Below are 24,445 nucleotides of genomic sequence, written 5' to 3'. Positions count from 1 at the left end.
CCCCCATCTTCGAGATCGCCGACTACGGCATCTGCGGCGACCTCTTCAAGGTCACCCCCCTCCTCACCGAGGCCATCCGCGCCGCCAAGGCTGCGAAGTGAGGCCCTCTTGAAAGACCGAAGGACGTCCGCGCGTCCCGGCCGCATGGCCGGGACAGGGCGTCGGCGTCCGGACCATGAGCATGACGAAAAGAGACCGAAGGGCGAAAGCCCTTCGGTCTTCTATCATCATAGGGGCATCCTCAAAGCGTCTCGATCCTACAGCCAAAGGGCGGCAGGGCCGCGCCCAGGGCCTCCGTTTCAAAGGCGTTGTGGTTGAGGAGCATCCGGATCCTCTGCCCCTCCCCGCCCCGGGTCACGATCTCCACGCCGTCGGGAGAGGGGATGGGATCGATCTGGCAGTCTGCCAGGACGGTCCCCATCAATCTGGCGGTGGTGTCCGCGTCCAAGGAACAGCCCAGGTAGTACACCATGCCGTTGCCGTGCCGCTTCCTCGTGACGGCGGCGAACTCCGAATAGAAGGGGTCGCCGTAACGGTAAAGCACCTCGGCGTCCCGGACCGCCAGCATGTCCCGGAAGATGCCGCCATGGCCCTTGGCCCCGGCGAACGCGCCTTGGCCGATGACCGGGAAGGCGTCCGTCTCCTGGAGGCTCTCCGTCTCCTCCACGACCGCTCCGGCCAGGCCGGCATAGCCCGCGGGGAGGGGCACTTCGAAGGGGATGTTGTTGTCCGGGTCCTTCACCGCGTTCCGGTAGGTGAGGACCAGCGTGCCGCCGTCCCGGACGAACCGCTCCGCCTTGGCCTGGAACTCCGGCTCGGCGACGATCATCTGGGGCAGCAGGACCGCCTTGTAGCGCGAGAGCTCCGCCTCCGCCGGGATCACGTCCACAGGGACGTTCACGTCGTAGAAGGCTTTGTACAGCTTCTTCATCTCGCCCGGGCAGTCCAGCAGCACGCTTTGCCGCTGGATGCGGAAGGAGGCCAGGGAGTCGTAATCGTAGACGATGGCCACATCGGGACGGATGGGGGACTCCAGGGCCTGGGCGTACTGCCGGATGTCGCGGAAGAAGCTCTGGACCTCGTAGAATTTCCGGCCCTTGACGTTGTCCGCGTCCAGGATACCATAGCAGAACTGCTCCGCCCCCTTGCAGGCCCCCCGGTAGCGGAAATACAGCAGGGAGGAACAGCCGTGGGCCATGCCCTGATAGGACCACAGCTTCGCCTGGCCGGGCCGGGGGAGGAAGCCGGTGACGTCGTGCCCCTGGGCGCCCATGATGGCCTCGGTGATCCAGAAGTTTTCCCGCCGCAGGCCCCGGATATAGTCCAGCTCGAAGGCGATCTCGTGGGGCGGCAGGGGCTCCTTCTGGCCGCCCCAGACCGGATAATCGTTATAGGCCGCCACGTCCAGGCTCTTGGCGGCCTGGGAGTAGTCCACGTGCTTGTCCAGCCCGCCGCCGGGGAAGTCGTGGATGATCACCGCCTGGGGGTCGATCTCCCGGATCAGGCGGGCCTGGAAGTCGAGGAAGCGGCAGAGGCTCCGGCTGCGGAAGCGCTCCCAGTCCAGACGCAGGGCGGGATCGTGTGTGGTGATGGTGGCGGAGGGGAGGGGGATCTCGTCGAAATCGTTGTATCCGTGCGACCAGAACGCGGCCCCATAGGTATCGTTGAGCCGGCGGATGTCCCCGCCGAACTTGTCATGGAGATAACGCCGGAAGGCGCGGCGGCACCGGGGACACCAGCAAAGGTCGCTGCCCTCGTGGCCGATCTCGTTGTCCACCTGCCAGGCTGCGATCTGCGCTTCGCCCTTGTAATGGCCCGCCAGGGCCCGGACGATCTTCTCGGAGTACTCATAGAGCAGGGGGCTGTTGTAACAGCAGACATGCCGGCCGCCGAAGGCCCGCCTCTGCCCGTCCTCGGACTGGGAGAGGATGTCCGGGTGCTTTTTCACCAGCCAGGCGGGGACCGCGGCGGTGGGCGTGCCCATGATGACCTTCAGGCCCTTCGCCTTCGCCATGGCGATCACCTCGTCGAAGAAGGAGAAGTCATAGCATCCCTCGGTCCGCTCCATCAAATGCCAGGAGAACTCGGCGATGCGGATCGTATCGCCGCCCATCTCGCAGATCGTGTCCATGTCGGGCCCCATCAGGGCGGGATCCCACTGCTCGGGATAGTAGTCGACGCCTAGGAACATATCGGACCGTCCTTTCTCGCAAGGGGCTTTTCGCGGGCCCCGCGTCCCGGCAGGGCCGTCACCCGCCCCGCAGCACCTCCGCGATGGCCTGGAACATCTTGGCGGCGTCGAGGGGCTTGGCGATGTGTCCGTCCATGCCCACCTCGGCGGCCCGGTCGCGGTCCTCCTGGAAGGCGTTCGCCGTCATCGCCAGGATCGGGATGGAGGCTTTCCGGCGGTCCTCGAAGGAGCGGATGGACTGCGTCGCCTTGTACCCGTCCATGATCGGCATCTGGATGTCCATGAGGACCAGGTCGTAATAGCCCGGCTCCGCCTTCAGCAGCATGCTCACGCACTCCACGCCGTTCTTGGCCCGCTCTACCAGGAAGCCCTTGGCCGTGAGGAGCTTCGTGGCGATGACGGCGTTGATGTCGATGTCCTCCGTCAGCAGGATGCGCCGGCCCTGGAAGAGCATGGTGTCCAGCTCCGCCGTGTCCGGGGACTGCTCGTCCGCCGGCCGGCCCAGCCGGTGGGGGAGGCGGAGCGTCACCGTGGTGCCCTCGCCCTGCTGGCTCTCGATGGAGACCGTGCCCCGCATCAGGTCCACCAGGTCCTTCACGATGGTCAGGCCGAGCCCGGTGCCCTGGACGCCGCTGATCGTGGAGGTCCGCTCCCTGGCGAAGGACTCGTAGGCATGGGCCAGGAACTCGGGGGACATGCCGATGCCGTTGTCCCGGATCACGGTCTCCACGATGCAGGTGTCCGGCGTGTCCCCGGGGAGCTCCTGGAAAGAGATGCGGATGGTCCCGCCCTCGGGGGTGTACTTGACGGCGTTGCTGACGAGGTTCAGGAAGATCTGGGAGTAGCGCGACGTGTCCAGATAGAGATGGGAGTGCTTGAAATCCGTCTCGACGGTATACGTCAGCCGCTTTTCCCGCATGTCGTTCTCGAAGATGGTGAGCAGCTTGCGGGAGGTCTCGCCGGTGTGCACCAGCTCCTCCTGGAGCGTGACCTGCTGGTGTTCGATCTTGGACAGCTCCAGGATGTTGTTGATGAGGCTCAGCATCTGCTTGGAGGAGATGTCGATGTCCTGCAGGTAGGCTCTCTGCGTCTCCGGGTCGCCGCTCTCCAGGGCGAGCCTCGTGAAGCCGAGGATGGCGTTCATCGGCGTGCGGATATCGTGGGACATATTGAAGAGGAACTCCGACTTGGCCTTGCTGGCGGATTCCGCCTGCTCCAGGGCCTCCTCCAGCTGGAGGTGCTGGCGCTCCAGCGCTTCCTTCTGCTGCTGGATCTGCTCGTTCAGCTTCAGCTTCTCGGAGCTGCGCAGGAGGCTCTCGACCATGCTGTTGATGTGCGAGCTCAGCTCCAGGAACTCCCGGTTGTCTTTGACGGAGACCTGGGTGGAGAGGTCCCCGTGCTGGATGGCCCGGAGGTCCTCGTTCACCCGCCGGATGGGGATGACCACCGACCGGCCCATGGCGCCCGACACGGCGTAGAACAAGATGACGGCGATCAAGATCAGCCCGGCCAGGAGCAGGAGGTCGTTGGTCAGGACGGGCTGGTAGAAGCTGGACACCGGCGTCGTCCAGATCACATAGTCCCCGGCGATCTCAGCCGATGAACAATAGGAGGGCGTGCCGGCGGCTTCGGCGCGGAAGAGGCCCTCGTGCTCCAGATCCTCCGCCTGGAAGCCCAGCTCGGAGGTCGTCTTGCCCACGTCCGAGATGCTGGTGGCCCCCACGACCCGGTCCGTGTGCGGGTCGATGGCATACAGGTTGTCGCCCACGCCGGTCCTGAGCCGGGAGAAGATGTAGGACAGCTCGTTCTTCTCCGTCGCCCGGAGGAGGGCGGAGGGGTACATCCCGATCTGGAGGATGAAGCGTCCGTCCTCGCTCCAGAGGGCCGAGTATTGGACGAGCTTGCCCTCCGCCGTGTTCGGCGTGATGGGCTGGACGAGCTCCAGGGACCGGTCCGTCAGCAGGGGCTTGAAGAAGGCCATCTGCTCGCCGGAGTCGAAGGAGTAGCCGAAATATTCCGGGTGCGTCCCGGCGACGATGACGCCGTCCGTGTCGAAGATGTGGATCTCGTCCACCTCCGCGTTGGCGGCGATCTTTTTCAGCTCCGCCACGTCGGTCATCGCGGCGGGAGCATATTCGAGGATGTAGGCCACGGTCCGGGCGTCGCTGAGGCAGGTGGTGGTATACTCCCGTTGGATCCGCTCGTATTCCACGGAGTTCTCCTCTAAGATCCACTCGACCTGGTCGAAGATCTGGCGGGCGTCCTCCTGGGCCGCCTGCCGGAGCTCGGATATCTGGATGAGCGTCGAGAAGGAGAGTATGATGACCACCATGATCAGCGTGATGATCCGCATGTTCTTGGAGATGATATCTTTGATAGGCGGCATGACGGACGCCCCCTTTCCGGCGGTCTGGCGGTGCAGTCCCCGGCTCCCCGCCGGTGTTGCCCGTTCGACCCTCGAGTCCAAACCTATCTTGCCATTATATAACATGATCGGCGGTTTGACAAGGGATTTAGAGGCTTTCCTGGCGGAAGATCGAAGGGAGGGGCCGCGGGACGCCCCGCGGCCCCTCTCCGGCGGGCCCGCCCCGGACGGCAGGGCCGGGGACCGGCGGCTCCGGGCCCGCGGGACGGTCCGCCCGTCCGCTTTGACAACGGGGGGACGGATGGGTATAATAAGGGGGCGGACGAGGCCGCCCCTCCAGGCAAGGGACATGGATCTGGGGACGGGGGCCCGATCTCATCGAAGGAGGGACCTGCTATGGCAGTTTTATCCGGCCTGGAGCCGAGAGCGGTGTTCGAGTATTTTGAGGAGCTGTGCTCCGTCCCCCATGGGAGCGGCGACACCAAGCGGATCAGCGACCTGTGCGTGGGCGTCGCCAAGGAGCTGGGGCTCCGTTGGAGGCAGGACGAGTATGACAACGTGATCATCTGGAAGGACGCCAGCCCCGGCTGTGAGGGGGCCGCGCCCGTCATCCTCCAGGGCCACATCGACATGGTATGCGTCAAGGAGGAAGGGTGCGCCAAGGACATGGCGGCGGAGGGGGTGGACCTCCGCACGGACGGAGAGTGGGTCTGGGCGGAGCGGACGTCCCTGGGCGGGGACAACGGCGCCGCCGTGGCGATGATCCTGGCCGTCTTGGCGGACGGCTCCCTGGTCCATCCGCCTCTGGAGGCGGTCTTCACCGCGGACGAGGAGGTGGGCCTGGTGGGAGCGTCGCGCATCGACTGCTCCGATCTCAAGGGGCGGAAGCTGATCAACCTGGACTCGGAGGAGGAGGGGGCCTTCACCGTCTCCTGCGCCGGGGGCGTGCAGCTGGACGGCTTCCTGCCGGGCACGCAGACGCCGCTGGAGGGAGAGGCCGGGTACGCGCTGGTCCTGGACGGCCTGCTGGGGGGCCACTCCGGGGCGGAGATCCACAAGGGCCGGGCCTCCGCCAACCAGGTGATGATCCGGGCGCTCTACGGCGCGATGGCGCGCATCCCCGGCCTGCGCCTGGCGGACGTCCGGGGAGGGGAGTTCGACAACGTGATCTGCTCCAAGAGCGAAGCCAAGATCGCCGTGCCGGCGGACCGGGCAGGGGAGTTCGAGGCGTTCGTCCGGGAGTTCGGCGCGGCCCTGCGGGACGAGTACCGGGGCTGCGACGACGGCATCGCCCTGACCTGCGAGCGTACCGCCCTCGATCGCGCGCTCCCCAGGGAGGCGACGGAGGGCATCCTCCGCACGATGCTGGCGGTGCCCCAGGGGGTCCAGGCGATGAGCGCGGACTTCCCCGGACTGGTGCAGACCTCCCTGAACCTGGGGGTGGTGGACCTGCGGGAGGACGGCCTCCATCTCAGCGTCTCCGTCCGCTCCTGCATCGCCTCCCAGAAGGAGATGCTGGTCCAGCGGATGGAGGCCGTCATGGCCCTGGGCGGTGGCACGCTGACCCGGCAGGGCGATTACCCCGGCTGGCAGTATGACCGGGGCTCCGCCCTGCTGAAAGACGTGCTGGCGGTCTACCGGGAGGTCTGCGGCCGGGAGGGGACCGTCCAGGCCACCCACGGCGGGCTGGAATGCGGCCTGTTCATCGAGAAGCTGCCGGGCCTGGACGCGGTGTCCTTCGGGCCGGAGATCCATGGCGCCCATTCCGTCAAGGAGCGGCTGAGCGTGGCCTCCACCCGGCGGGTGTACGAGGTGGTCCGCGCGCTGCTGGAGCGGGAGAGCGGCTCCCGCTGAGGACCTGACGGGACGGGCCTAACGGGACAGGCAGGACAAAAGAGCGGCCCCCGGCGGATCGTCCGCCGGGGGCCGCTCGGCTTGCCGGTCAGGGAGGGAGGGAGGACTTGCGCGGCGGGAAGGGAGGGTGTGTGCGGGAGACCCAGGAAGCTAACCACGGCATGCCCTTGCGGGCAGGATTCTACAGGGAAGGGAAGTGGGAGATTGCAGGATTGTGGGGAAGGGCGGCACAGGATGGAGCAACTGACGAAGGATTCACAGGAATCATGGAGGTCTACAGTACGCAAAGGCCAAGCTCCTTGTGGAGGGTACGGGAGGGCCCGCCAAGCCCGCTGGGATGCCCGTGAGATGCGCACGGCCTCCACGAGGGTGCGGACGGAAGTGCATGAGGAGTTCCGAAACATCTGCAAGGAGCAGGGGGCCACGCCTCATGCAGTCCTCAAAGAGTTCCTGCTTGCGTACGTGGCCTACTTCGGCGGCGGCGGATGATGGCCTGTCCTCCTATAGGTCGGGCGCAGGACCAGCCGCCCCGCTCTCCGACGGGGATACGAACGGCTGTTCGATTGCACGAGACCATGGCGGTCCTCCTCCGTGGAACCATGTGAAGCCTACCACGAGCCGCAAGGGTCAAGATGAACGGCGGTCCCTGCCGGGCCCCCGGCCGGGCTTGCGCCCGCCCCGCCGCCGCCGTCGTGGCCCCGTGCGGCCGCGGCCTCCCGTGGCCCCGGCGGCGGTGTCGGCCCCTTGCGGGGCTGTGGGGGCCCTGGCCCGCCGCCCTTGCGGCGCGTGGTGGGACGGCCTCACATTTCACGAAGGAGGACACACCATGATTTCAGCCAATCTCACCAACGCCGTTCGGAAGGCCGTCTACAAGCGGGACAACTGGTCCTGCGCCCTCTGCGATAGCCCTCGGGGGCTCCAGGTCCACCACGCTGTCCCCCGCTCTGAAGGCGGCGGGGACTGCCACCACAACCTCATCACCCTGTGCTGGCGGTGCCACGCCGTGGCCCACGGGACCCGGATGCCGGAATATCCGGACTGGATGGACCAGGGAGAGCTCCGTCAGGCGTGCGTGGAGTACCTTGCGGACCTGTATGCGCCGGACTGGTATCCGTACAGGATTTAAGGGGGCTTCGGCCCCCTGGCCCCCAGGGATGGTGGTAGGAGGAGAGGTATGCTACGATATGTGGATATGGTGCGTCGCTCGTTGGCAGAGAAGGTGTGGCTCCCCCCGCGCGGCCAGCGGGCCGCTTTGCGCTTCGCGCGGCCCCCCCGCGATGGCGGCGGCGGGCCTCCTGGCTCCGTGGGCCCGGCCCGCCGCCGCCGCTCGTCCGCTTCGCTCCCTCGCTCCTCGGCCCCGCGCTTTTCTGGTCTGGGGGCGTGGTCGCGCGGGGCCTCGGGGTGTTCCGCCCCTGCGGGGGCGGCTGGGGGCCCCGGCCCCCCGGCCCCCGAAGGACGGGCGAAACGATCGTTTTGTCAGCCTGACGGGAAGGGAGGGTGTGTGCGGGAGACCCAGGAAGGGTCTCCTGCACGATCTGGATCGAACCTTTTCAGGGCTTTGAAAAAGTCCTGAAAAGGCCCCCGGCGGACGATCCGCCGGGGGCCGCTGTGCTGCTTGGGAGGGGCCGCGAGGCCGTCCGGCGGCCGCACACGGCGCCGCGGAACGGTATGCCCGGGGCCCCGCGCCGCCTGAGGCCCGCTACATCAGCACGATCTCGCCGTACAGCAGCTTGGCGACGCACTGGCGGGACTCGTGCCGCAGGCGGAGGGACGTGTCCCCGAAGCTGATCTCCGTCCCTGCATAGGCGATGCCGCACTCCATGCGCCCGCTGTCCTTCTCCTTGGGCTCCGCCAGGTCCGCGGCCAGGTCCTCCTCCAGCTGCTTCAGCTTGTGCCCGGCCACCGACTGCTTCATCCGGACCTTGCCCATGAGGCTGGCCTTGGCGGGATTGTCCGGCTGTTCCCCCAGCCGCTCCAGCTCCTGGTCCAGGGCCTTCAGCTCCTGGCGGAGGAGCTCCCGCTCGAGGCTGGCGCAGGGGCACCCGCCCAGGGCGATGGAGGTCCGGACCTCCGACCGGGCGCCGATGGCGCTGGCGCTGACCTTTTTGGCGGCCCAGACCCGTCCGCCCATGATGCTGCCCCGTCCGGAGCGGACCAGCACTTCCCCGTCGCAGTAGATCCTGCCGTTGACGATGCAGTCGGTCTGGAGGTCCTGCTTGACATAGACGGTGGTGTTCTCGATATACTTGGAGAACAGGCACCCGGAGGCCCGGATGACCGTGGTCCCGTCGCTGACGATGCCCTTGACCACCGTCAGGTCGCCGCCGGCCTCCACGGTGCTCCCGGCCTCCACGACGCCGCCCACGTAGATGTTCCCCATGGCCTTCACGGTGAAGCCGCTGAGCACGTCGCCCTTGATGCTGACGTCCCCCACGAACTTGATGTTCCCGGTGGAGAAGTCCACGTCGCCGTCGATATCCAGCACCGGCTTGACCTGGAAGCAGCGGCCGCTGAACTCCACATGGCCCGCTATCGAGGCCACCAGGGCTTCCCCGTCCTCGCTGAGCTCCGTGTTCCGGCCCTTGGGGAGGGGGACGGCCGCGCCGCTCTTGGCGGGGATCTCCTGGTCCAGCACGGTCCGGCCCGGTTCGCCCTCGGTGGGGCGGATCAGGCGGCAGATCTCCTGGCCCTGTTCCACATTGGAGATCAGGTTCAGCGAGGTGTAGTCCACCTGGCCGAACTCGTCCGCCGTCAGCATCCGTTCGCTCCGCCGGGGGAAGTGCTCCACGATGTTGCCGCTGCGCCCGTCGAAGGCGGGCTTCCCCCTGGCGGCCAGGAAGAGGCCGGAGTACCGCTCCCGGTCATGGGACAGCCGGTCCAGCAGGGCCGTGTCCAGGCCGAAGGAGACGCCCTGGTCCGTCAGGCTCCGATAGACCATGTCCCGGGACAGCTCCGCCCCCGGCCCCACCGGCGGGAGGACCAGCATCCAGGCGTAGAGCTTATCGGAGGAGAGGAAGATCCAGGGCTGGGCGTCCAGGGCCAGCGGCTCCCCCTCCGGCTCCGTTTTTTTCCGGCCCCGGCGGGCCTGCTCGTGGGCCTTGACCAGCTTCCAGCGGGAGGCGCAGACGGTCTTCAGGGCCGCCTGGAGGCGGACCTTCTCTTTGGCGACCAGCTCCGGAGGGAGCGTGCCGTCCTCGTCCAGGCACAGCCGGAGGGGGGGCAGGTGCTGTCCCCCCTCCTCCTGCCGCAGGTCCAGGAGCCGGCGGAAGGGATGGTCCGCGGGCAGCTCCAGCAGGGCGGGGTCCTCCGGGATGGCCGGCGGGGCCTCCGGGACTTCTTGGGGCGCATCGGCCCGCTCTGTGAGGGGGACGTCGTCCGGGCCCTCCTTGGACTTGGACCGGAACAGGAAGGACGAGATCTTGTCTTTGAACGGCATGCTGCGGCACCTCCATTCCTACGCGGTGCGGCGGGATGATGTTATTATACACGATCCCCGGCCCGTTGAAAAGATGGTAGCCTATATATTTTGGATATTTTGAAAAAGGGCCGGGCCTCCGTCCCTCCGCGGGGACGGCCGTGCCGGCGGCCCTGTCCAGATCTTTCCCCGCGGCGATGGGCATATCCTATCATATCCGCCGGCATGATGCGAGATGCCGGTCCTTGGGCCCGCCGGGCGCACGATCTTCACCGCGGGGGGACGGACGCGGCGGGGCCGGGGGCGTGTTGACAGGGCCGGAGGAGGACTGCTATACTGGACGGATCGAGGGAGGCCCGGCGCTGCAGGCCGGGCATGGCATCTTCGTTCCACGTATCGTCCGGATGGAGGCTCGTCCTATGAGAGGAAAGACCGATCCCTTTTCCAAGCGCAGGCGGAGGGCCTTCGCGGCGGCAGCGGCGGGGGCCTTCCTGGCCGCGCTGTACCTGCTGTTCGCGTACTCCGGCCTCCCGCTCATCGCGAAGTGGAGGGCCCTGTACATCGAGACCGCCATGGGCACCATGACCCACCAGTGGCTGGCCGAGGCGCTCCTGCCGGAGTCCGCGATCGAGGAGGTGATGGGGGACGTGGAACGGCGGTTCGAGGAGAACAAGGTGGAGGCCAGCGAGATCGCGGTCCCGCCGCCCCCATCCGGGGCGGGGCCGGAGGGCCCGCCGGAGGAGCGGGCGCGGCGGGAGTTCGCCGCCCTGTTCCCGGAGATCGCCCTGGAGGGCCTGCCGGAGGACATCGGGGACCTGGCGTCGCTGCAGGCCGAGGACCTGGAGGGCGTGTACACCACGGCGGGGGACGAGGTCTGGGCCATCGACGTGCCCAACAAGCTCTTCATCTGCAGCGTGTCCGGGGAGGGCTACCGGGGGAAGCTGGCCGTGGTCAAGGACAGCTCCCAGGTGGTCCTGGCCAGGAGCGCGCTCCCCGACCGGGGGCAGACGGTGACGGAGCTCTGCCAGGCCAGCGGCGCCGTGCTGGGCGTGAACGCCAGCGGCTTCTACGACCCGGAGGGGAAGGGCCGGGGCAGCCGGCCCATGGGCTTCGTGCTCTCCGGGGGAGCGCTCTCCGGCGAGGCGCTGGCGGGACGGTATCAGATCGCCGGGTTCGACTATGACGACAACTTCCGGGCGGGGGTCGGCCTGGACACCGGGGAGCTGCGGGACGCCATGCAGTTCTATCCCATCGTCGTGCTGAACGGGGAGAAGCACATCGACGGGTCCTTCGGCATGGGGATCCAGCCCCGGACGATGATCGGGCAGACGGCGGACAAGACGGTGCTGCTCCTGGTGATCGACGGCCGCCGGGTGGGGCACAGCCTGGGGACCACCGTGTCGGAGTGCGCGGACATCCTGCTGCGTTACGGGTGCTGGACCGCCATGAACATGGACGGCGGGTCCAGCTCCTCCATGAGCTACAACGGCAGGATGATCACGAAGACCAGCAGCTCCATGGCCGGGGGCCGGTATCTGCCGGACGCCTGGGTGGTGAAGGGGATGCCCTTCATGAAGGTCATAGGCTGACCGGCCGGCCCCGCCGCCGGGGCCCCGGGCCTCCGTCCCTCCGGGGCCCGCGGCCGAAAACGAGAGGGCCCCGGAGGGCCCCCTCTCGCAGCGCGCTCCCTTCCCGCCGTCCGGCCCCGGCCCGCCGAAAGACACGGAGATCCCGCCAACGGGGAGGGATCCCCCGGGGCCTCGGTCGGGAGCCCGGGGCGTTTGGGGAGCCCCGGGACTTGCTCAGCCGGTCCGCCCCCCTCCGGCGATCCGCCGCTCCAGATCGGCCTTGACCTGCATATAGGTGTGGAAGGGGATGGGCAGGGTCTCGCCGGTGATCAGCGACACCTCGTACCGCCGGACGGACATCACATAGCGGGTGTTCACCGTATAGCAGCGGTGGATGGGGCAGAAGGTCTCCGGCAGCAGGGCGTTGATCTCACTGATGCTGAGGTCGCTTTGTATCACCTTGTCCAGGCAGGACAGCTCCGCCTTCCGGTTCCGGCTGCGGATGTAGAAGATCGTCTCGGGCTGGACGAACAGCGTCGTGCTCCCGCAGGGGACGGCCAGCCGGGTCTTGGACTGGATCTCCAGCAGGATGTCCCGGACGAACTGGTAGGAGGGGATCTCCAGCGTGGGCCCCTCCTCGGTCAGGGCGAAGGGGCGGAGGTATTCGTAATTGGCGTGGAGCAGCACCAGCTTCGTCTCCGAGCCGATGAGCTGATAGAGGAACGTGTAGGAGGCGTTGATGTCCTGGTCCTTCTGGCCGGGGACGCCCACCCGGACCTCCGCCATCACCGCCTGGCAGCGGGGGGTGAGGTACAGGGGCGTGTACTCCTCCTGGAAGACCTGGCAGATACGCTTGCGCTTTCCGGCGACGCCCTCCAGCCGGGAGCGGATGGCGTCCTCGCCGATCAGGATCCGCCCGCCGGTGCCCAGCCATACGCTTTTGGGGCACAGGGCGGAGAAGTACGGCTCCATGTCTCCAGCATAGTAACTGTGTGTGATGGTCCGGCTCAGCGTCACGGTATCCGCCAGCACTGCTTTCATCCTGCCCACTCCTTTGTTACTTATTTATCATATCATACAGGAGATCCGCGGAGAACGCAAGGAAAAAGAGCGGAGTCCTGATTTTCGGTGCGGAAAATGATACTTTCGGGAGACGGGCGCCGGGGCAGGAGGGCCGGGAGAGCGGCCCGGAGGAGGGGGGGGACAGGGCCCGCTGGACGCGGGGACGGCGGCGCGGGCCAAGGCCGCCGGGCGGGGCCCGGGCCCCGCGGGGAGGGACGGGGATATCCATAAATTAGGGACAAATCGGGATCCCATCAAAGAAAGTCCTTGCATTTCTGCAGTGGATCGTCTATACTAGATATAGCGATTTTTACCGGGACATCCACTATGGGATACCCGGCGGACGGGGGCCGGCGGAGACCGGCCGGACGGGCAGCTGCGGATATCGGCCATCCCCGGGGCGGAGGACCGCCTGGGAGGCCGGACCGGGCGGATCGGCTCATATTGGCGTATCGTCCTCAAATTCTGAAGGATCGAAGGCAGTGAGGCATGATGAAGAAGGACCAAAAGACACTGCTGATGGCGCTTTTGGCGCTGTGCATGGGCGTTATCCTGGCGGGCGGGCTGCACTATGTCTCCACGATGCGGGAAGATCTGACGGCCCAGGCGGTGCGGAACGTCATGACCGTGACGCGCCAGCAGCAGCAGGCCCTGGACAATTTCATCTCGGGGGACCGGGAGCGCCTGCACAGCTTCGCGGACTATTTTTCCAAGAACGGCTCCGAGGACGCGGACATGATCCGGAGCCAGCTGAAGGTCTTCGGCGAGGTGGACGCCTTCTACACGGTGGTCAATTTATACAACGGCCGCTTCTTCAGCAACAAGTCCAACCAGGTGTTCCAGCTGGAGGGGGAGGAGCTGGCGTCTTACCGCGCCCTCATGGGGGACGGTGTCCGCGACCCCTTCACGGGGCTCAATGCCAGCGGCGCCATGTTCGGCTATTATGAGAGCTTCACCTTCGCCAACGGCATCCGGGGCCTGATCCAGAAGAGCTATGACCGCAACAAGGTCTCCGAGGCGTTCTCCCTCTCGTTCTACGACGACCGGGGCCTGGGCTATGTGGTGAATCAAAAGGGCGACATCCTGCTCCATTCCAACGGGACGCTGGACGGCCGCGAATACGACAACATCCTCGACGCCCTGTCCGGAGGCCACGATGCCCAGGAGGAGGCCGAGGAGTTTTTGGACGCGCTGCAGAGGAGGGAGCCCGGCAGCGCGGTCTTTGCAGGCGGCGGCGGTTCCTTCGTCTATACATATGTCCCGGTGGAGAACGTGCCCGGGTGGACCCTGGTCTCCGTCGTCTCCATGGACGCCATCACGGAGGAGACGGAGCAGATCCTGCGGGATTCCCAGCTGACGTTCCTCCTCCTGATGGGGATCTTGGCGGTGTGCGCCATCGTCGTCCTGCTGATCTGGCGCACCCATAAGGACATCGCCCAGAAGGACCGGGAGATCCGGTACCAGGTGGAGCTGTTCGACATTTTCTCCAGCTACCTCTCCAGCAACACCAACGACGTGTACATGCTGATCGACCTGGACCGGGAGCGCATAGAGTATATCAGCCCCAATGTGGAGCGGGTGCTGGGCATCCCGCCGGGGGAGATCAGCGCCGATATCCGCTCCTTCGTGGGCACCGGGAACGGCGAGGAGAAGCTGGACGCCGACGAGATCTACGCCATGGAGCCCGGGGACGCCATAAAGCCCATCACCACCTCGTGGACCAACCCCAGGACCAAGCAGTACCAGTGGTTCCAGGTGAACATCTACTGCACGGCGGTCCAGGGGGAGAGCCGGCTGGTCCTCTACATCTCCGACCGGACGGAGGAGCGCAAGATCCAGGACGGCCTGTCGGAGGCGCTGGACCTGGCCCGGATGGCCAACGACGCCAAGAGCGCCTTCCTCAGCAGCGTCAGCCACGACATCCGCACCCCCATGAACGCCATCATCGGCCTGGTGGCCCTGCTGCGGGAGGAGCCGGACGATCCGGAGGTGGTCCTGGAGTACACCCAGCGGATCGACGCCGCCAGCCAGCACCTGCTGGGCCTCATCAACGACGTGCTGGACATGAACAAGATCGAGAGCGGCAGCGCCTCGCTGAACCTCTCCGAGATGAGCATGGCCGGCGTGGTCGAGGAGATCAACACCATCATCCGCCCCCAGGCCAAGGCGAAGGACCAGGTGTTCGACATCTTCGTCTCCTCCCTGGTCTATGAGCACCTCCAGGGCGACAAGCTGCGGATCAACCAGATCCTCATCAACCTCCTGTCCAACGCGGTGAAATACACCCCCGCGGGCGGGCGGATCGAGATGCGGGTGGAGGAGCTGCCCCAGGTGGTGGAGAAGTACAGCCGCATCCGCTTCACCATCAGCGACAACGGCCTGGGCATGAGCCCGGAGTATCTGAAAGTGATCTTCGACCCCTTCACCCGGGAGGAGAAGAAGTCGACCCATGGGATCCAGGGCACCGGCCTGGGCATGGCCATCACCAAGAGCCTGGTGGACCTGATGGGCGGCAGCATCCGGGTGGAGAGCACGCCCGGCAGGGGCAGCACCTTCACCGTGGAGCTGGAGCTCCGCATCCAGGAGCGGGAGGAAGACCCGCGGTTCTGGAAGGACCACAAGGTGGCCCGGATGATCGTGGCGGACGACGAGGAAGAGATCTGCCGGAACATCGCCAGGGCCATGGAAGGGACCGGCGTCGTCACCGACCGTTCCACCGACGGCGAGACGGCCGTCCAGATGATGCGGACCGCGTGGGAGGAGGGCCGCCCCTACGACCTGATCCTGCTGGACTGGAAGATGCCGGGCCTGGACGGGCTGGAGACCGCGCGGCGCATCCGGGAGTCCTATCCGGAGGAGATCCCCATCCTGCTGTTCACCGCCTACGACTGGGGGGAGATCGAGCAGGAGGCGCGGGAGATCGGCGTGGACCATTTCCTGCCGAAGCCCTTCTTCATGAGCACCTTCAAAGAGGCCATCCGCCGGGTCATGGGGGACACCGGGAAGGTCGAGACGTCGGAGGACAGCGCCGTGGAGGGCAGGCATATCCTGGTGGTGGACGACATCGAGGTCAACCGCCTCATCCTGGTGAAGATCCTCCGGACCCTGGGCGCCGAGTGCGACACCGCGGCGAACGGGCAGGAGGCCCTGGACGCCTTCGAGGCGTCGGAGCCCGGGGAGTATGACATCATCCTGATGGACGTGCAGATGCCCGTCATGGACGGCTACGCCGCCACCAGGGCCATCCGGGCCAGCCGGCATCCGGAGGCCAAGACGGTGCCGATCATCGCCATGACGGCCAACGCCTTCATGGACGACGTGCGGGACGCCATCTCCTCCGGCATGGACGCGCACATCGCCAAGCCGGTGCAGGTGGATAAGCTGAAGTCGACGATCCGGCAGGTGCTGGACAGCAGGACGCAGCAGGGGACAGAGGATGGAGAAGGGAGTTCGGAGCTATGAGTTTGATCGAGGAACTGAAGGGCCTGGGCGTAGACGTGGACGGGGCCCTGGACCGGGTGATGGGGGACCAGGAGCTGTATGTGATGATGCTGGGGATGTTCCTCAGCGCCGTGGCGGAGAACGACGTGCGGCTGGAGGAGTTCGACGCCGCGGATCTGGAGGGCCTGACCAAGCGGGTCCATACCCTCAAGGGCGTCACCGGGAACCTGGGGCTGGACCCGCTGTTCGACCCTTATACGAAGAGCCTGGGGCTGCTGCGCTCCGGGGACGGGAAGGCGGCCAAGGCGGTCTATGAGGGGCTGCTGCCGGTCCAGGACGCCATCGTCGACTGCATCCGGCGGTATCAATGAGCGCCAGACGGGAAGAGGTGAATCGCCATGGCCCAAGAACGTAAACAGCTGCTGATCGTCGATGATACGGAGATCGACCGCATCATCCTCAAGAGCATCCTTTGCCGGGATTTCGATATCGTGGAGGCCAACAGCGGCAACATGGCCTTCGATTACATCACGAAGCAGGGCGACCGGCTGGACGCCATCCTGCTGGACATCGCCATGCCGCATATCGACGGCTTCGACGTGCTCCGCTTCATCGCCGACAAGCAGATGACCCACATCCCCGTCTTCCTGGTCACGGCCGAGCCCACGCGGGACAACGTGGAGCGGGCGCTGCAGTACAACATCGCCGAGTTCATCGGCAAGCCCTTCGACCGGGAGGACGTGCTCCGGCGCCTGCGGTCCCGGCTGGGCGTGATCCCGGAGTACGACCTGAAGAACGAGGACCTGAAGGAGACCTGGGCCTACATCGCCGACCTGGAGTCCGTCTATAAGACCTACCTCACCAACAACGGCAAGGACGACACCCATTACAAGATCATGTCGGACCTGATGCGCATCCTGCTCGTCAACTACAACAAGACCTCCCGGGAGCTGCGGATGAACAACGACGCCGTGGAGCTGGTCAGCAAGGCCGCCTACTTCTGCGACATCGGCGAGATGCTGATCCCGGACCGGCGGCTCCAGCTCATGGCGGCGGGGGGCCAGGGCGGGTTCCAGGACCTGCAGAGGACCCATCCTATGATGGGGTCCAACCTGGTCCGGCTGAACCGGGCGCACAGCTGCGCCTATTTCGTGGAGGTCTGCGCCAGCATATGCCTCCACCATCACGAGCGCTTCGACGGGAAGGGATACCCGGACGGCATCGTGGGGAAGAACAACTCCGTCTTCTGCCAGCTGTGCCGCCTGGTGGACGAGTTCGACGAGATGCGCTCCAAATTCTTCGGAGACAAGGCACGCCCCGTCAAGTTCGTGGTCAAGCGCCTGTCGGGCGAGGGCGGCGCGATGGTGGACGACATGCTTTTGGCCCTGCTGGAGGACTGTGAGCCCCAGATCGTGGATTATTTCATGAAGCTGTGATATCCGTTCGGCAGATCGGGTGGTCATATGGGACTCCCCTCCGTCTAGGGGGAGAAAGGAAGTGATCCAAAGTGGAGGACTTGAACCTGTGGCCGGGCAGCGACCAGGCGTCCAGCACGATCTTGATCGTGGACGACGACGCGATCAACCGCAAGATCTTGAGGAAGCTCTTCTCCGATCATTATACGGTCCTGGAAGCGGAGGACGGCCTGGCGGGCCTGTCTCAGATCCTGCGCAACCAGCTCTGCGCCATCCTCCTGGATGTGCAGATGCCGGGGATGACCGGCATCGAGGTCCTGCGGAGGCTGAAGCCCCTGGGGCTGGTGGACAAGATCCCGGTGTTCCTCATCACTGCCGAGTGCGGCCAGGAGGTCATGAAGGAGGCTTATGAGCTGGGCGTCATGGACGTGATCAGCAAGCCGGTGATCTCCTATGTCGTGCTGCGGCGGGTCCGTTCCGTCATCGAGCTCTTCGAGGCCCGGAAGCACCTGAACACCGTGGTGGAGAACCAGCACATCGCCATCCTGGAGCAGGCGGAGCGGATCATCCAGCTGAACCAGGGCATGATCGAGGCCCTGGCCACCGCCATCGAGTTCCGCAACGAGGAGTCCGGCGGACATGTCCAGCGCATCTGCCAGATCACCCGGCTGATGCTGCAGAACACGGAGCTTGGGAGCGGCCTGAGCGAGGAGGAGATCGAGAACATCGCCCTGGCCTCCATCATGCACGACGTGGGGAAGATCACCATCCCCGACGCGGTGCTGACCAAGCCCGGCAAGCTCACGGAAGCGGAATACGAGATCATGAAGAGCCACACCACCAAGGGCGTGACCATCCTGGAGAGCATCCCCCAGCTGCGGGACAGCGGCATCTATGACTATGCCTGCGACATCGCCCGGCACCACCATGAGCGCTGGGACGGCCGGGGCTATCCCGATCATCTGGCCGGTGAGGAGATCACCATCTGGTCCCAGGTGGTGTCCCTGGCGGACGTTTACGACGCGCTGAGCTGCAAGCGGGTCTACAAGCCCTCCTTCCCCCGGGAGAGGGTGGTGGAGATGATCTGCACCGGGCAGTGCGGGCTGTTCAGCCCCTATCTGCTGGAGAGCTTCCTCGCCGTGGAGGAGCGGCTTTTCGAGATGTACCTGACCCTGCCGGAGGCGCAGCAGAGCGTCGGCTGAGGTCCGCCCGGACGCGGGGGACGCGTCCAGATCTTTTTGAGGAAGCGGGTGGATACGGATGTATCACTGCCATATTCGATTTTATTTGCTCACCCGGCAGGTCGGCAGTCTGGAGGCCATCCGGGAGATCCCGCCGCTGGAGGGCTTCACGCACACCTTCTCCGGGAGCGCGGAGCCCCAGGCGGACCTTATCCGCCGGGCGGACGTGATCTTGGCCGACCTGGAGGGGGCGGACGCCGGGGCGGTGCTGGCGGCCCTGGCGGCGGACATGAGGCCGGAGGCCGAGCTGATCTTGCTGGCCGGCCGTGAGCAGACCGGACGCTTGGCGGGATCCGCGCCCGCGCAGGTCCGGGACATTTGGACGGCCCCCCTCTCGGAGGGGGAGCTCCGCTTCCGCTTTTTGAAGTGGCAGGAGGGGCATAAGCTGCGCAAGGACCTGTGGCAGGCCCGGCAGTTCCTGGACACCACCATCAACGAGTCGCCGAACCTGATCTGGTATAAGACCAAGGACGGCATCCATGAAAAAGTGAACGACCGCTTCTGCCAGACCGCGGGCAAGAGCCGGGAGCAGGTGGAGGGGCAGATGCATGCCGACGTCTGGAACGTGGAGCATGACGACCCGGCCTGCGTCTGGTCGGAGCGGGAGGTCATGGAGAAGCGGGGGCTCTGCGTCAGTGACGAGGCCATCCAGACCGGGGACGGGGAGATCCTGCTGACGACGTACAAATCCCCCCTGTACGATCTGGACGGCAGCGTCATGGGCACCGTGGGCCTGGGCGTCGACGTGACGCGGGAGCGGAAATACGAGCAGGAGATCGTGGACAAGGACCGGACGCTGGAGCTGCTGTTCTCCACCCTGGACTGCGGCGTCATGTGCCACAGCCTGGACGGGAAGCGTGTGATCAGCGTGAACCGGGCGGCCCTGGACCTCCTGGGGTATCGGACGAAGGAGGAGCTCCTGAAGGACGGCTTCAACATGGTGGCCCAGTCGGTCCTGGACGGGGACAAACCCAAGCTCCGGGCGGCCATCCACTCCTTGAAGGAGAAGGGGGACACGGCGGACGTGGAGTACCGCGTCCTGCATAAAGACGGGAGCCTCTTCTACATCCTGGGCAATATCAAGCTCATCGAACGGGACGGGGAGCTGTATTATCAAAGGTTCCTTTTGGACTTCACCGCCCAGAAGGCGCAGCAGGAGGCCAAGTGGGCGGAGAAGGACCAGGAGCTGCAGTACCAGGAGCAGATGTTCGAGATCTTCTCCACCTTCCTGTCGGACAACATCGACGACGTCTACATGATGATGGACGGCCGGGGCGAGAAGGCGGAGTTCATCAGCTCGAACGTGGAGCGGGTGCTGGGCATCTCCAAGGAAGACCTGCTGAAGGACTCGGGGAAGATCGTGCACGCCCGGTACTTCAGCGGCCAGGAGACCGGGCCGGAGGCCCTGGCCGCGATGGAGCCGGGCCAGTCCCTGGAGACCACGGAGAGCGAGCGGATCGACCCCAGGACCGGAGAGCACAAGTGGTTCCGGGAGAGCGTGTACTGCGTGTCCCTCCAGGGCGTGAAGAAGATCATCATCTACATCTCCGACCGGACCCAGGAGCGCAAGGCGCAGGACACCCTGAGCGAAGCCCTGGAGATGGCCCAGGTGGCCAGCAAGGCCAAGAGCACCTTCCTCAGCAACGTCAGCCACGATATCCGCACGCCGATGAACGCCATCATGGGCTTCGTCGCCCTGCTGCGGGAGGAGGCGGACGACCCGGACCGGGTCATGGACTACACCCAGAAGATCTATGCCGCCAGCCAGCACCTGCTGGGACTGATCAACGACGTGCTGGACATGAACAAGATCGAGAGCGGCAGCGCCGTGCTGAACATCGGCGAGCTGAACCTGGCGGTGGTCATCGACGAGCTGAACACCATCATCCGCCCCCAGGCCAAGGCCAAGGACCAGACCTTCGAGATATTCACCAGCTCCCTGACCCAGGAGCACCTGCTGGGCGACAAGCTGCGGATCGACCAGATCCTGATCAACATCCTCTCCAACGCCGTGAAATATACCCAGACCGGCGGGCGGATCGAGATGCGGGTCAAGGAGCTGCCCAAGGTGGACGAACATTACAGCCGGATCCAGTTCACCATCAAGGACAACGGCCAGGGCATGAGCGAGGAGTATCAGCGGGTGATCTTCGATCCCTTCACACGGGAGCAGAGCACCATGCTGAACAAGATCCAGGGCACCGGCCTGGGCATGGCCATCACCAAGAGCCTGGTGGACCTGATGGGCGGCAAGATCTGCGTGGAGAGCAAGCTCGGCGAGGGCAGCACCTTCACCGTGGAGCTGGAGCTGCGGATCGAGGACCGGGAGGAGGACCCGGCCTTCTGGGAGAAGCACAACATCACCCGGATGATCGTGGCGGACGACGACGAGGACATCTGCCGGGACATCGTGCGGAAGATGTCGGCCCCCGGCGTCGTCACCCATTACGCCACCAGCGGCGCCGAGGCGATCGAGATGATGCGGGCCGCCCGGAAGGCGGGCGAGCCCTATGACATCATGCTGCTGGACTGGAAGATGCCGGATCTGGACGGCATGGAGACCGCCCGGCTGGTCCGGAAGAAATATCCCCACAAGATCCCCATCCTCTTCTTCACCGCCTACGACTGGGCGGACATCGAGCAGGAGGCCATGGAGGTGGGCATCGAGCACTTCCTGCCCAAGCCCTTCTTCATGAGCAATTTCAAGGACGCCATCCAGCGCATGATGGGCACCCAGAAGGCCGCCGTCTCCGATGAGGGCAAGAGCGTGGTGGAAGGCCGGCGGATCATGGTGGTGGACGACATCGAGGTCAACCGCATGATCCTGGTGAAGATCCTGAGCACCCTGGGGGCGGTCTGCGACACCGCGGAGAACGGCCAGCAGGCCGTGGAGAAGTTCGAGGCGTCGAAGCCCGGGGAGTATGACATCATCCTGATGGACGTGCAGATGCCCATCCTGAACGGCTATGAGGCCACCCGGGCGATCCGGGCGGGAGGGCATCCCTCGGCCCAGTCGGTAGCCATCATCGCCATGACGGCCAACGCCTTCGTGGACGACATCCGCAACGCGCTGGACTCCGGCATGGACGCCCACATCGCCAAGCCCGTCGTGCTGGACCAGCTGAAGGGCACGATCAAAGAGGTGCTGGACCGGAAGGAGCACAATGCCTGCAAGATCGTGCCGCAGGGCTGAGGGCGGAGGATACGAGTGAGATAAAGACATGTGAAGAGGGGGCCGGCGGAGACGGATGTCTCCGCCGGCCCTATGCGAAGGAGGCTATATCGATGCCAGCGTATCTGCTTTCCCCCGCCTGCAAGGACTACCTCTGGGGCGGGCACCGCCGCCTGCGGGAGGATTTCGGCGTGAAGAGCGGTCTGGACCCCCTGGCGGAAGCCTGGGTCCTCTCCTGCCACCCGGACGGCCCCTCCGTCCTGGCGGACGGCCCTTATGCGGGCCGGACCCTGGCGGAGTACATCGAGGAGGCGGGACCGGAGGTCCTGGGGACGAACTGCGGCCGCTTCAAGGAGTTCCCGGTGCTCATCAAGCTCATCGACGCGGACCAGGACCTCTCCATCCAGGTCCATCCCTCCGACGAGTACGCCCTGGCCCACGAGGGGCAGTACGGCAAGACGGAGATGTGGATCGCCCTGGAGGCGGAGCCCGGCGCGTATCTATACTACGGCTTCCGGCGGGAGACCAGCCGGGAGGAGCTCGTCCGGGCCATCGGGGACGGGAGCCTGACGGAGCTGCTGCGGAAGGTCCCGGTGAAAGCGGGCGACGTGTTCTTCATCCCCTCCGGCACCCTCCACGCCATCGGCGCGGGGCTGGCGATCGCGGAGATCCAGCAGAACTCCAACGTGACCTACCGGGTGTACGACTACGACCGGGTGGGCGCGGACGGCAGGCCCCGCCCCCTCCATGTGGAGAAGGCGCTGGAGGTGACGGACCTCCATCCCGTGGGGGCGATGGACTTCGGCCCCCATTTGGGCGAGTGCGGCTGCTTCGCCGTGGACGGCTATGACGGCCCCTTCACCGCCCGGTGCGGGCCGGGCTCCTTCCACGCCCTCCTGGTCACGGAGGGGGAGGGGCGGTGGATCTGCGGCGGCGAGGCCCGAACGATCCGGAAGGGCGAGTGCCTGTTCCTCCCCGCCGGGAGCGGCGGATACGCGGTGGAGGGCGGCTGCAGGGTCCTCGTGACGTACGTCCCTTGACCGGACAGAGGCCCCGCGTTCCCCGGGAAAAGCGATCGGCGTCCTCCGCCGGGACGCCCAGACCAGATGACAGCCGTTTGCCTATATCGAGTCCGATGCCGAAGGGAGCGTGTCGAGAGATGGAGACCGGCGCTTTGCACCGCGGCGGGACCATGGATATGACCCATGGCCCGCTGCTGGGGAAGATCCTGCTGTTCAGCCTGCCGCTGATGGCCTCCAACCTGCTGCAGGTGCTGTTCAACACGGCGGACATCATCGTCGTGGGCCGCTGGGCGGGCCACGCCAGCCTTGCCGCCGTGGGGAGCACGGCCTGCGTCATCAACCTGATCGTCAATCTGCTGGTGGGGATCTCCGTGGGGGTCAACGTGGTCATCGCCCGGTATCTTGGCGAGACGGGCCGGGAGGAGGAGATCTCCAAGGCCCTGCACACCGCCCTGCTGGTGGGACTGGCGGGAGGGGCGTCGCTGGGCCTCGCGGGCATCGGGCTGTCGGGCTGGATGCTGGACCTGATCTCCGCCCCGGCGGACGTGCGGCCCCTGGCCCTGGTGTACCTGCGCATCTATTTCATCGGGACGCCCTTCACGATGATCTACAACTACGGGGCGGCGGCCCTCCGGGCGGAGGGGGACACCCGGCGCCCCCTGGTGTTCTTGACCCTCAGCGGCACGCTGAACGTGATCTTGAACCTGTTCTTCGTCATCCGCCTGCGGATGGACGTGGCGGGCGTGGCCCTGGCGACGATCGCCAGCCAGGGGGCCAGCGCGGCGCTGATCCTGGGCTGTCTGGCCCTTTCCAAGGGGGAGCTCCATTTCTCCTTCCGCCGCCTGCGGCTGGACCCCTGGGCCCTCCGGGCCATGGCCCGGGTGGGGATCCCGGCGGGGCTCAACGGCTGTTTGTTCAGCCTGTCCAACGTGGCGCTCCAGGGGGCCATCAACGCTTACGACAGCATCATCGTGGCGGGCTACAGCGCCGGGGCCAGCATCGAGAACTTCATCTACATCGCCACGAACGCCTTCCACCACGCCTGCCAGACCTTCGCCAGCCAGAACCTGGGGGCCCGGCAGCGCCGCCGGATCCTCCGCTCGGCCCGGATCTGCATGCTGTGCACCCTGCTGATGGGCGGCGGGCTGAGCGTGCTGACGGTGGCCTTCGCCCGTCCGCTGGTCGGCATCTACAACAGCGACCCGGCGGTGATCCGGGCGGGGGCGGAGCGGCTTTGGACCGTGGTGCCCTTCTACGTGCTCTTCGCCGCGGGGGACGTGCTGGTGGGCGTCATCCGGGGCTGCGGGGCCGCCGTGGCCCCGGTGGTCATCAACCTGCTGTCGACCTGTGCGCTGCGCCTCTTATGGGTGCGGATGCTGGATACCAGCGCGGTGGCCGTGACCTGGGTCTACGCCTCCTATCCCGTGAGCTGGGCGGCGCTGCTGATCTCGCTGGCGGTGTTCTGGGCCTATCTGCGGCGGAAGCTCTTGTCGGTGGAGGATGCTCCGGAGACGCCCCCGGCATCGGATGGATCGGATGGATGAAGGCGGATAAGGGCGCGCCCCGTGCTTTGCACGGGGCGCGCAGAGCGTCAAAAAGAAGGGAGACTTCATCGGCGGGAAGGAAGAGAGTCACGAGAGGGACCCAGGAAGGGTCCCTTTCGTTTTTGATCGATAAGTTTTCAGGACTTTTTTTGAAA

The 24,445-nt window shown here is 66.0% G+C and carries 15 protein-coding genes; 11 read left to right on the top strand and 4 right to left on the bottom strand.

The window, feature by feature from the left end; translation table 11 throughout:
• Positions 1–241: 241 nt before the first annotated feature.
• Together QZ332_RS02615 and QZ332_RS02610 are read right to left on the bottom strand one after the other, a co-directional pair.
• Entirely contained in the window at positions 242–2,191 is a 1,950-nt protein-coding gene (locus tag QZ332_RS02615; protein ID WP_295761951.1) for a beta-galactosidase, read from the bottom strand.
• A gap of 58 nt (positions 2,192–2,249) precedes the next feature.
• A complete protein-coding gene (locus QZ332_RS02610) occupies positions 2,250–4,577 on the bottom strand; it encodes a hybrid sensor histidine kinase/response regulator (protein ID WP_295761949.1) in 2,328 nt (775 codons plus the stop codon).
• Between the two features lie 375 nt (positions 4,578–4,952).
• Between QZ332_RS02610 and QZ332_RS02605 the strand changes: the two genes are divergently transcribed.
• The 3 genes from QZ332_RS02605 to QZ332_RS02595 all read left to right on the top strand — a co-directional run bounded on the left by QZ332_RS02605 (position 4,953) and on the right by QZ332_RS02595 (position 7,536).
• Positions 4,953–6,410, top strand: a complete 1,458-nt coding sequence (locus tag QZ332_RS02605; RefSeq protein ID WP_295761947.1) for an aminoacyl-histidine dipeptidase — start codon at positions 4,953–4,955, stop codon at positions 6,408–6,410.
• 348 nt (positions 6,411–6,758) lie between these two features.
• Positions 6,759–6,899: a hypothetical protein gene (locus QZ332_RS02600; protein ID WP_295761945.1), complete on the top strand. Its 141-nt coding sequence runs from the start codon at positions 6,759–6,761 to the stop codon at positions 6,897–6,899.
• A gap of 337 nt (positions 6,900–7,236) precedes the next feature.
• The gene (locus QZ332_RS02595; RefSeq protein ID WP_295761942.1) at positions 7,237–7,536 is read left to right on the top strand and encodes an HNH endonuclease; all 300 of its coding nucleotides are present in this window, start codon (positions 7,237–7,239) and stop codon (positions 7,534–7,536) included.
• A 573-nt stretch (positions 7,537–8,109) separates the two neighbouring features.
• On the opposite strand, the gene QZ332_RS02590 is transcribed toward QZ332_RS02595, so the two are convergent.
• Entirely contained in the window at positions 8,110–9,846 is a 1,737-nt protein-coding gene (locus QZ332_RS02590; RefSeq protein WP_295761939.1) for a DUF342 domain-containing protein, read from the bottom strand.
• Between the two features lie 398 nt (positions 9,847–10,244).
• On the opposite strand from QZ332_RS02590, the gene QZ332_RS02585 reads away from it, so the two are divergent.
• A complete protein-coding gene (locus QZ332_RS02585; RefSeq protein ID WP_295761936.1) occupies positions 10,245–11,414 on the top strand; it encodes a phosphodiester glycosidase family protein in 1,170 nt (389 codons plus the stop codon).
• A gap of 213 nt (positions 11,415–11,627) precedes the next feature.
• Here QZ332_RS02585 and QZ332_RS02580 read toward each other — a convergent pair whose 3' ends face one another.
• Positions 11,628–12,434 (bottom strand): LytTR family DNA-binding domain-containing protein, encoded by an 807-nt coding sequence (locus QZ332_RS02580; RefSeq protein ID WP_295761933.1) that lies wholly within the window; start codon positions 12,432–12,434, stop codon positions 11,628–11,630.
• Positions 12,435–12,947: 513 nt separating this feature from the next.
• Here QZ332_RS02580 and QZ332_RS02575 point away from each other — a divergent pair.
• From QZ332_RS02575 to QZ332_RS02545, 7 genes are all read left to right on the top strand, one after another.
• A complete protein-coding gene (locus QZ332_RS02575) occupies positions 12,948–15,917 on the top strand; it encodes a response regulator (protein WP_295761930.1) in 2,970 nt (989 codons plus the stop codon).
• Entirely contained in the window at positions 15,914–16,267 is a 354-nt protein-coding gene (locus tag QZ332_RS02570; protein WP_295761927.1) for an Hpt domain-containing protein, read from the top strand. The genes QZ332_RS02575 and QZ332_RS02570 overlap by 4 nt, the downstream gene beginning before the upstream one ends.
• 27 nt (positions 16,268–16,294) lie before the next feature.
• Entirely contained in the window at positions 16,295–17,332 is a 1,038-nt protein-coding gene (locus QZ332_RS02565; RefSeq protein WP_295761924.1) for a response regulator, read from the top strand.
• 71 nt (positions 17,333–17,403) lie between these two features.
• Positions 17,404–18,513, top strand: coding sequence for an HD domain-containing phosphohydrolase (locus QZ332_RS02560; protein WP_295761922.1), 1,110 nt, complete (start codon positions 17,404–17,406; stop codon positions 18,511–18,513).
• A gap of 58 nt (positions 18,514–18,571) precedes the next feature.
• Positions 18,572–21,745, top strand: a complete 3,174-nt coding sequence (locus QZ332_RS02555; protein WP_295761920.1) for a PAS domain-containing hybrid sensor histidine kinase/response regulator — start codon at positions 18,572–18,574, stop codon at positions 21,743–21,745.
• Between the two features lie 92 nt (positions 21,746–21,837).
• Positions 21,838–22,764, top strand: coding sequence for a type I phosphomannose isomerase catalytic subunit (locus QZ332_RS02550; RefSeq protein ID WP_295761918.1), 927 nt, complete (start codon positions 21,838–21,840; stop codon positions 22,762–22,764).
• A 152-nt stretch (positions 22,765–22,916) separates the two neighbouring features.
• Complete coding sequence (locus QZ332_RS02545) at positions 22,917–24,290, top strand: MATE family efflux transporter (protein WP_295761916.1); 1,374 nt, start codon at positions 22,917–22,919, stop codon at positions 24,288–24,290.
• Positions 24,291–24,445 lie beyond the last annotated feature (155 nt).

The sequence above is a fragment of the uncultured Oscillibacter sp. genome (assembly GCF_910584465.1).
Taxonomy (GTDB): Bacteria; Bacillota; Clostridia; order Oscillospirales; family Oscillospiraceae; genus Oscillibacter.
This window is presented reverse-complemented; position numbering and strand designations above follow the sequence as displayed.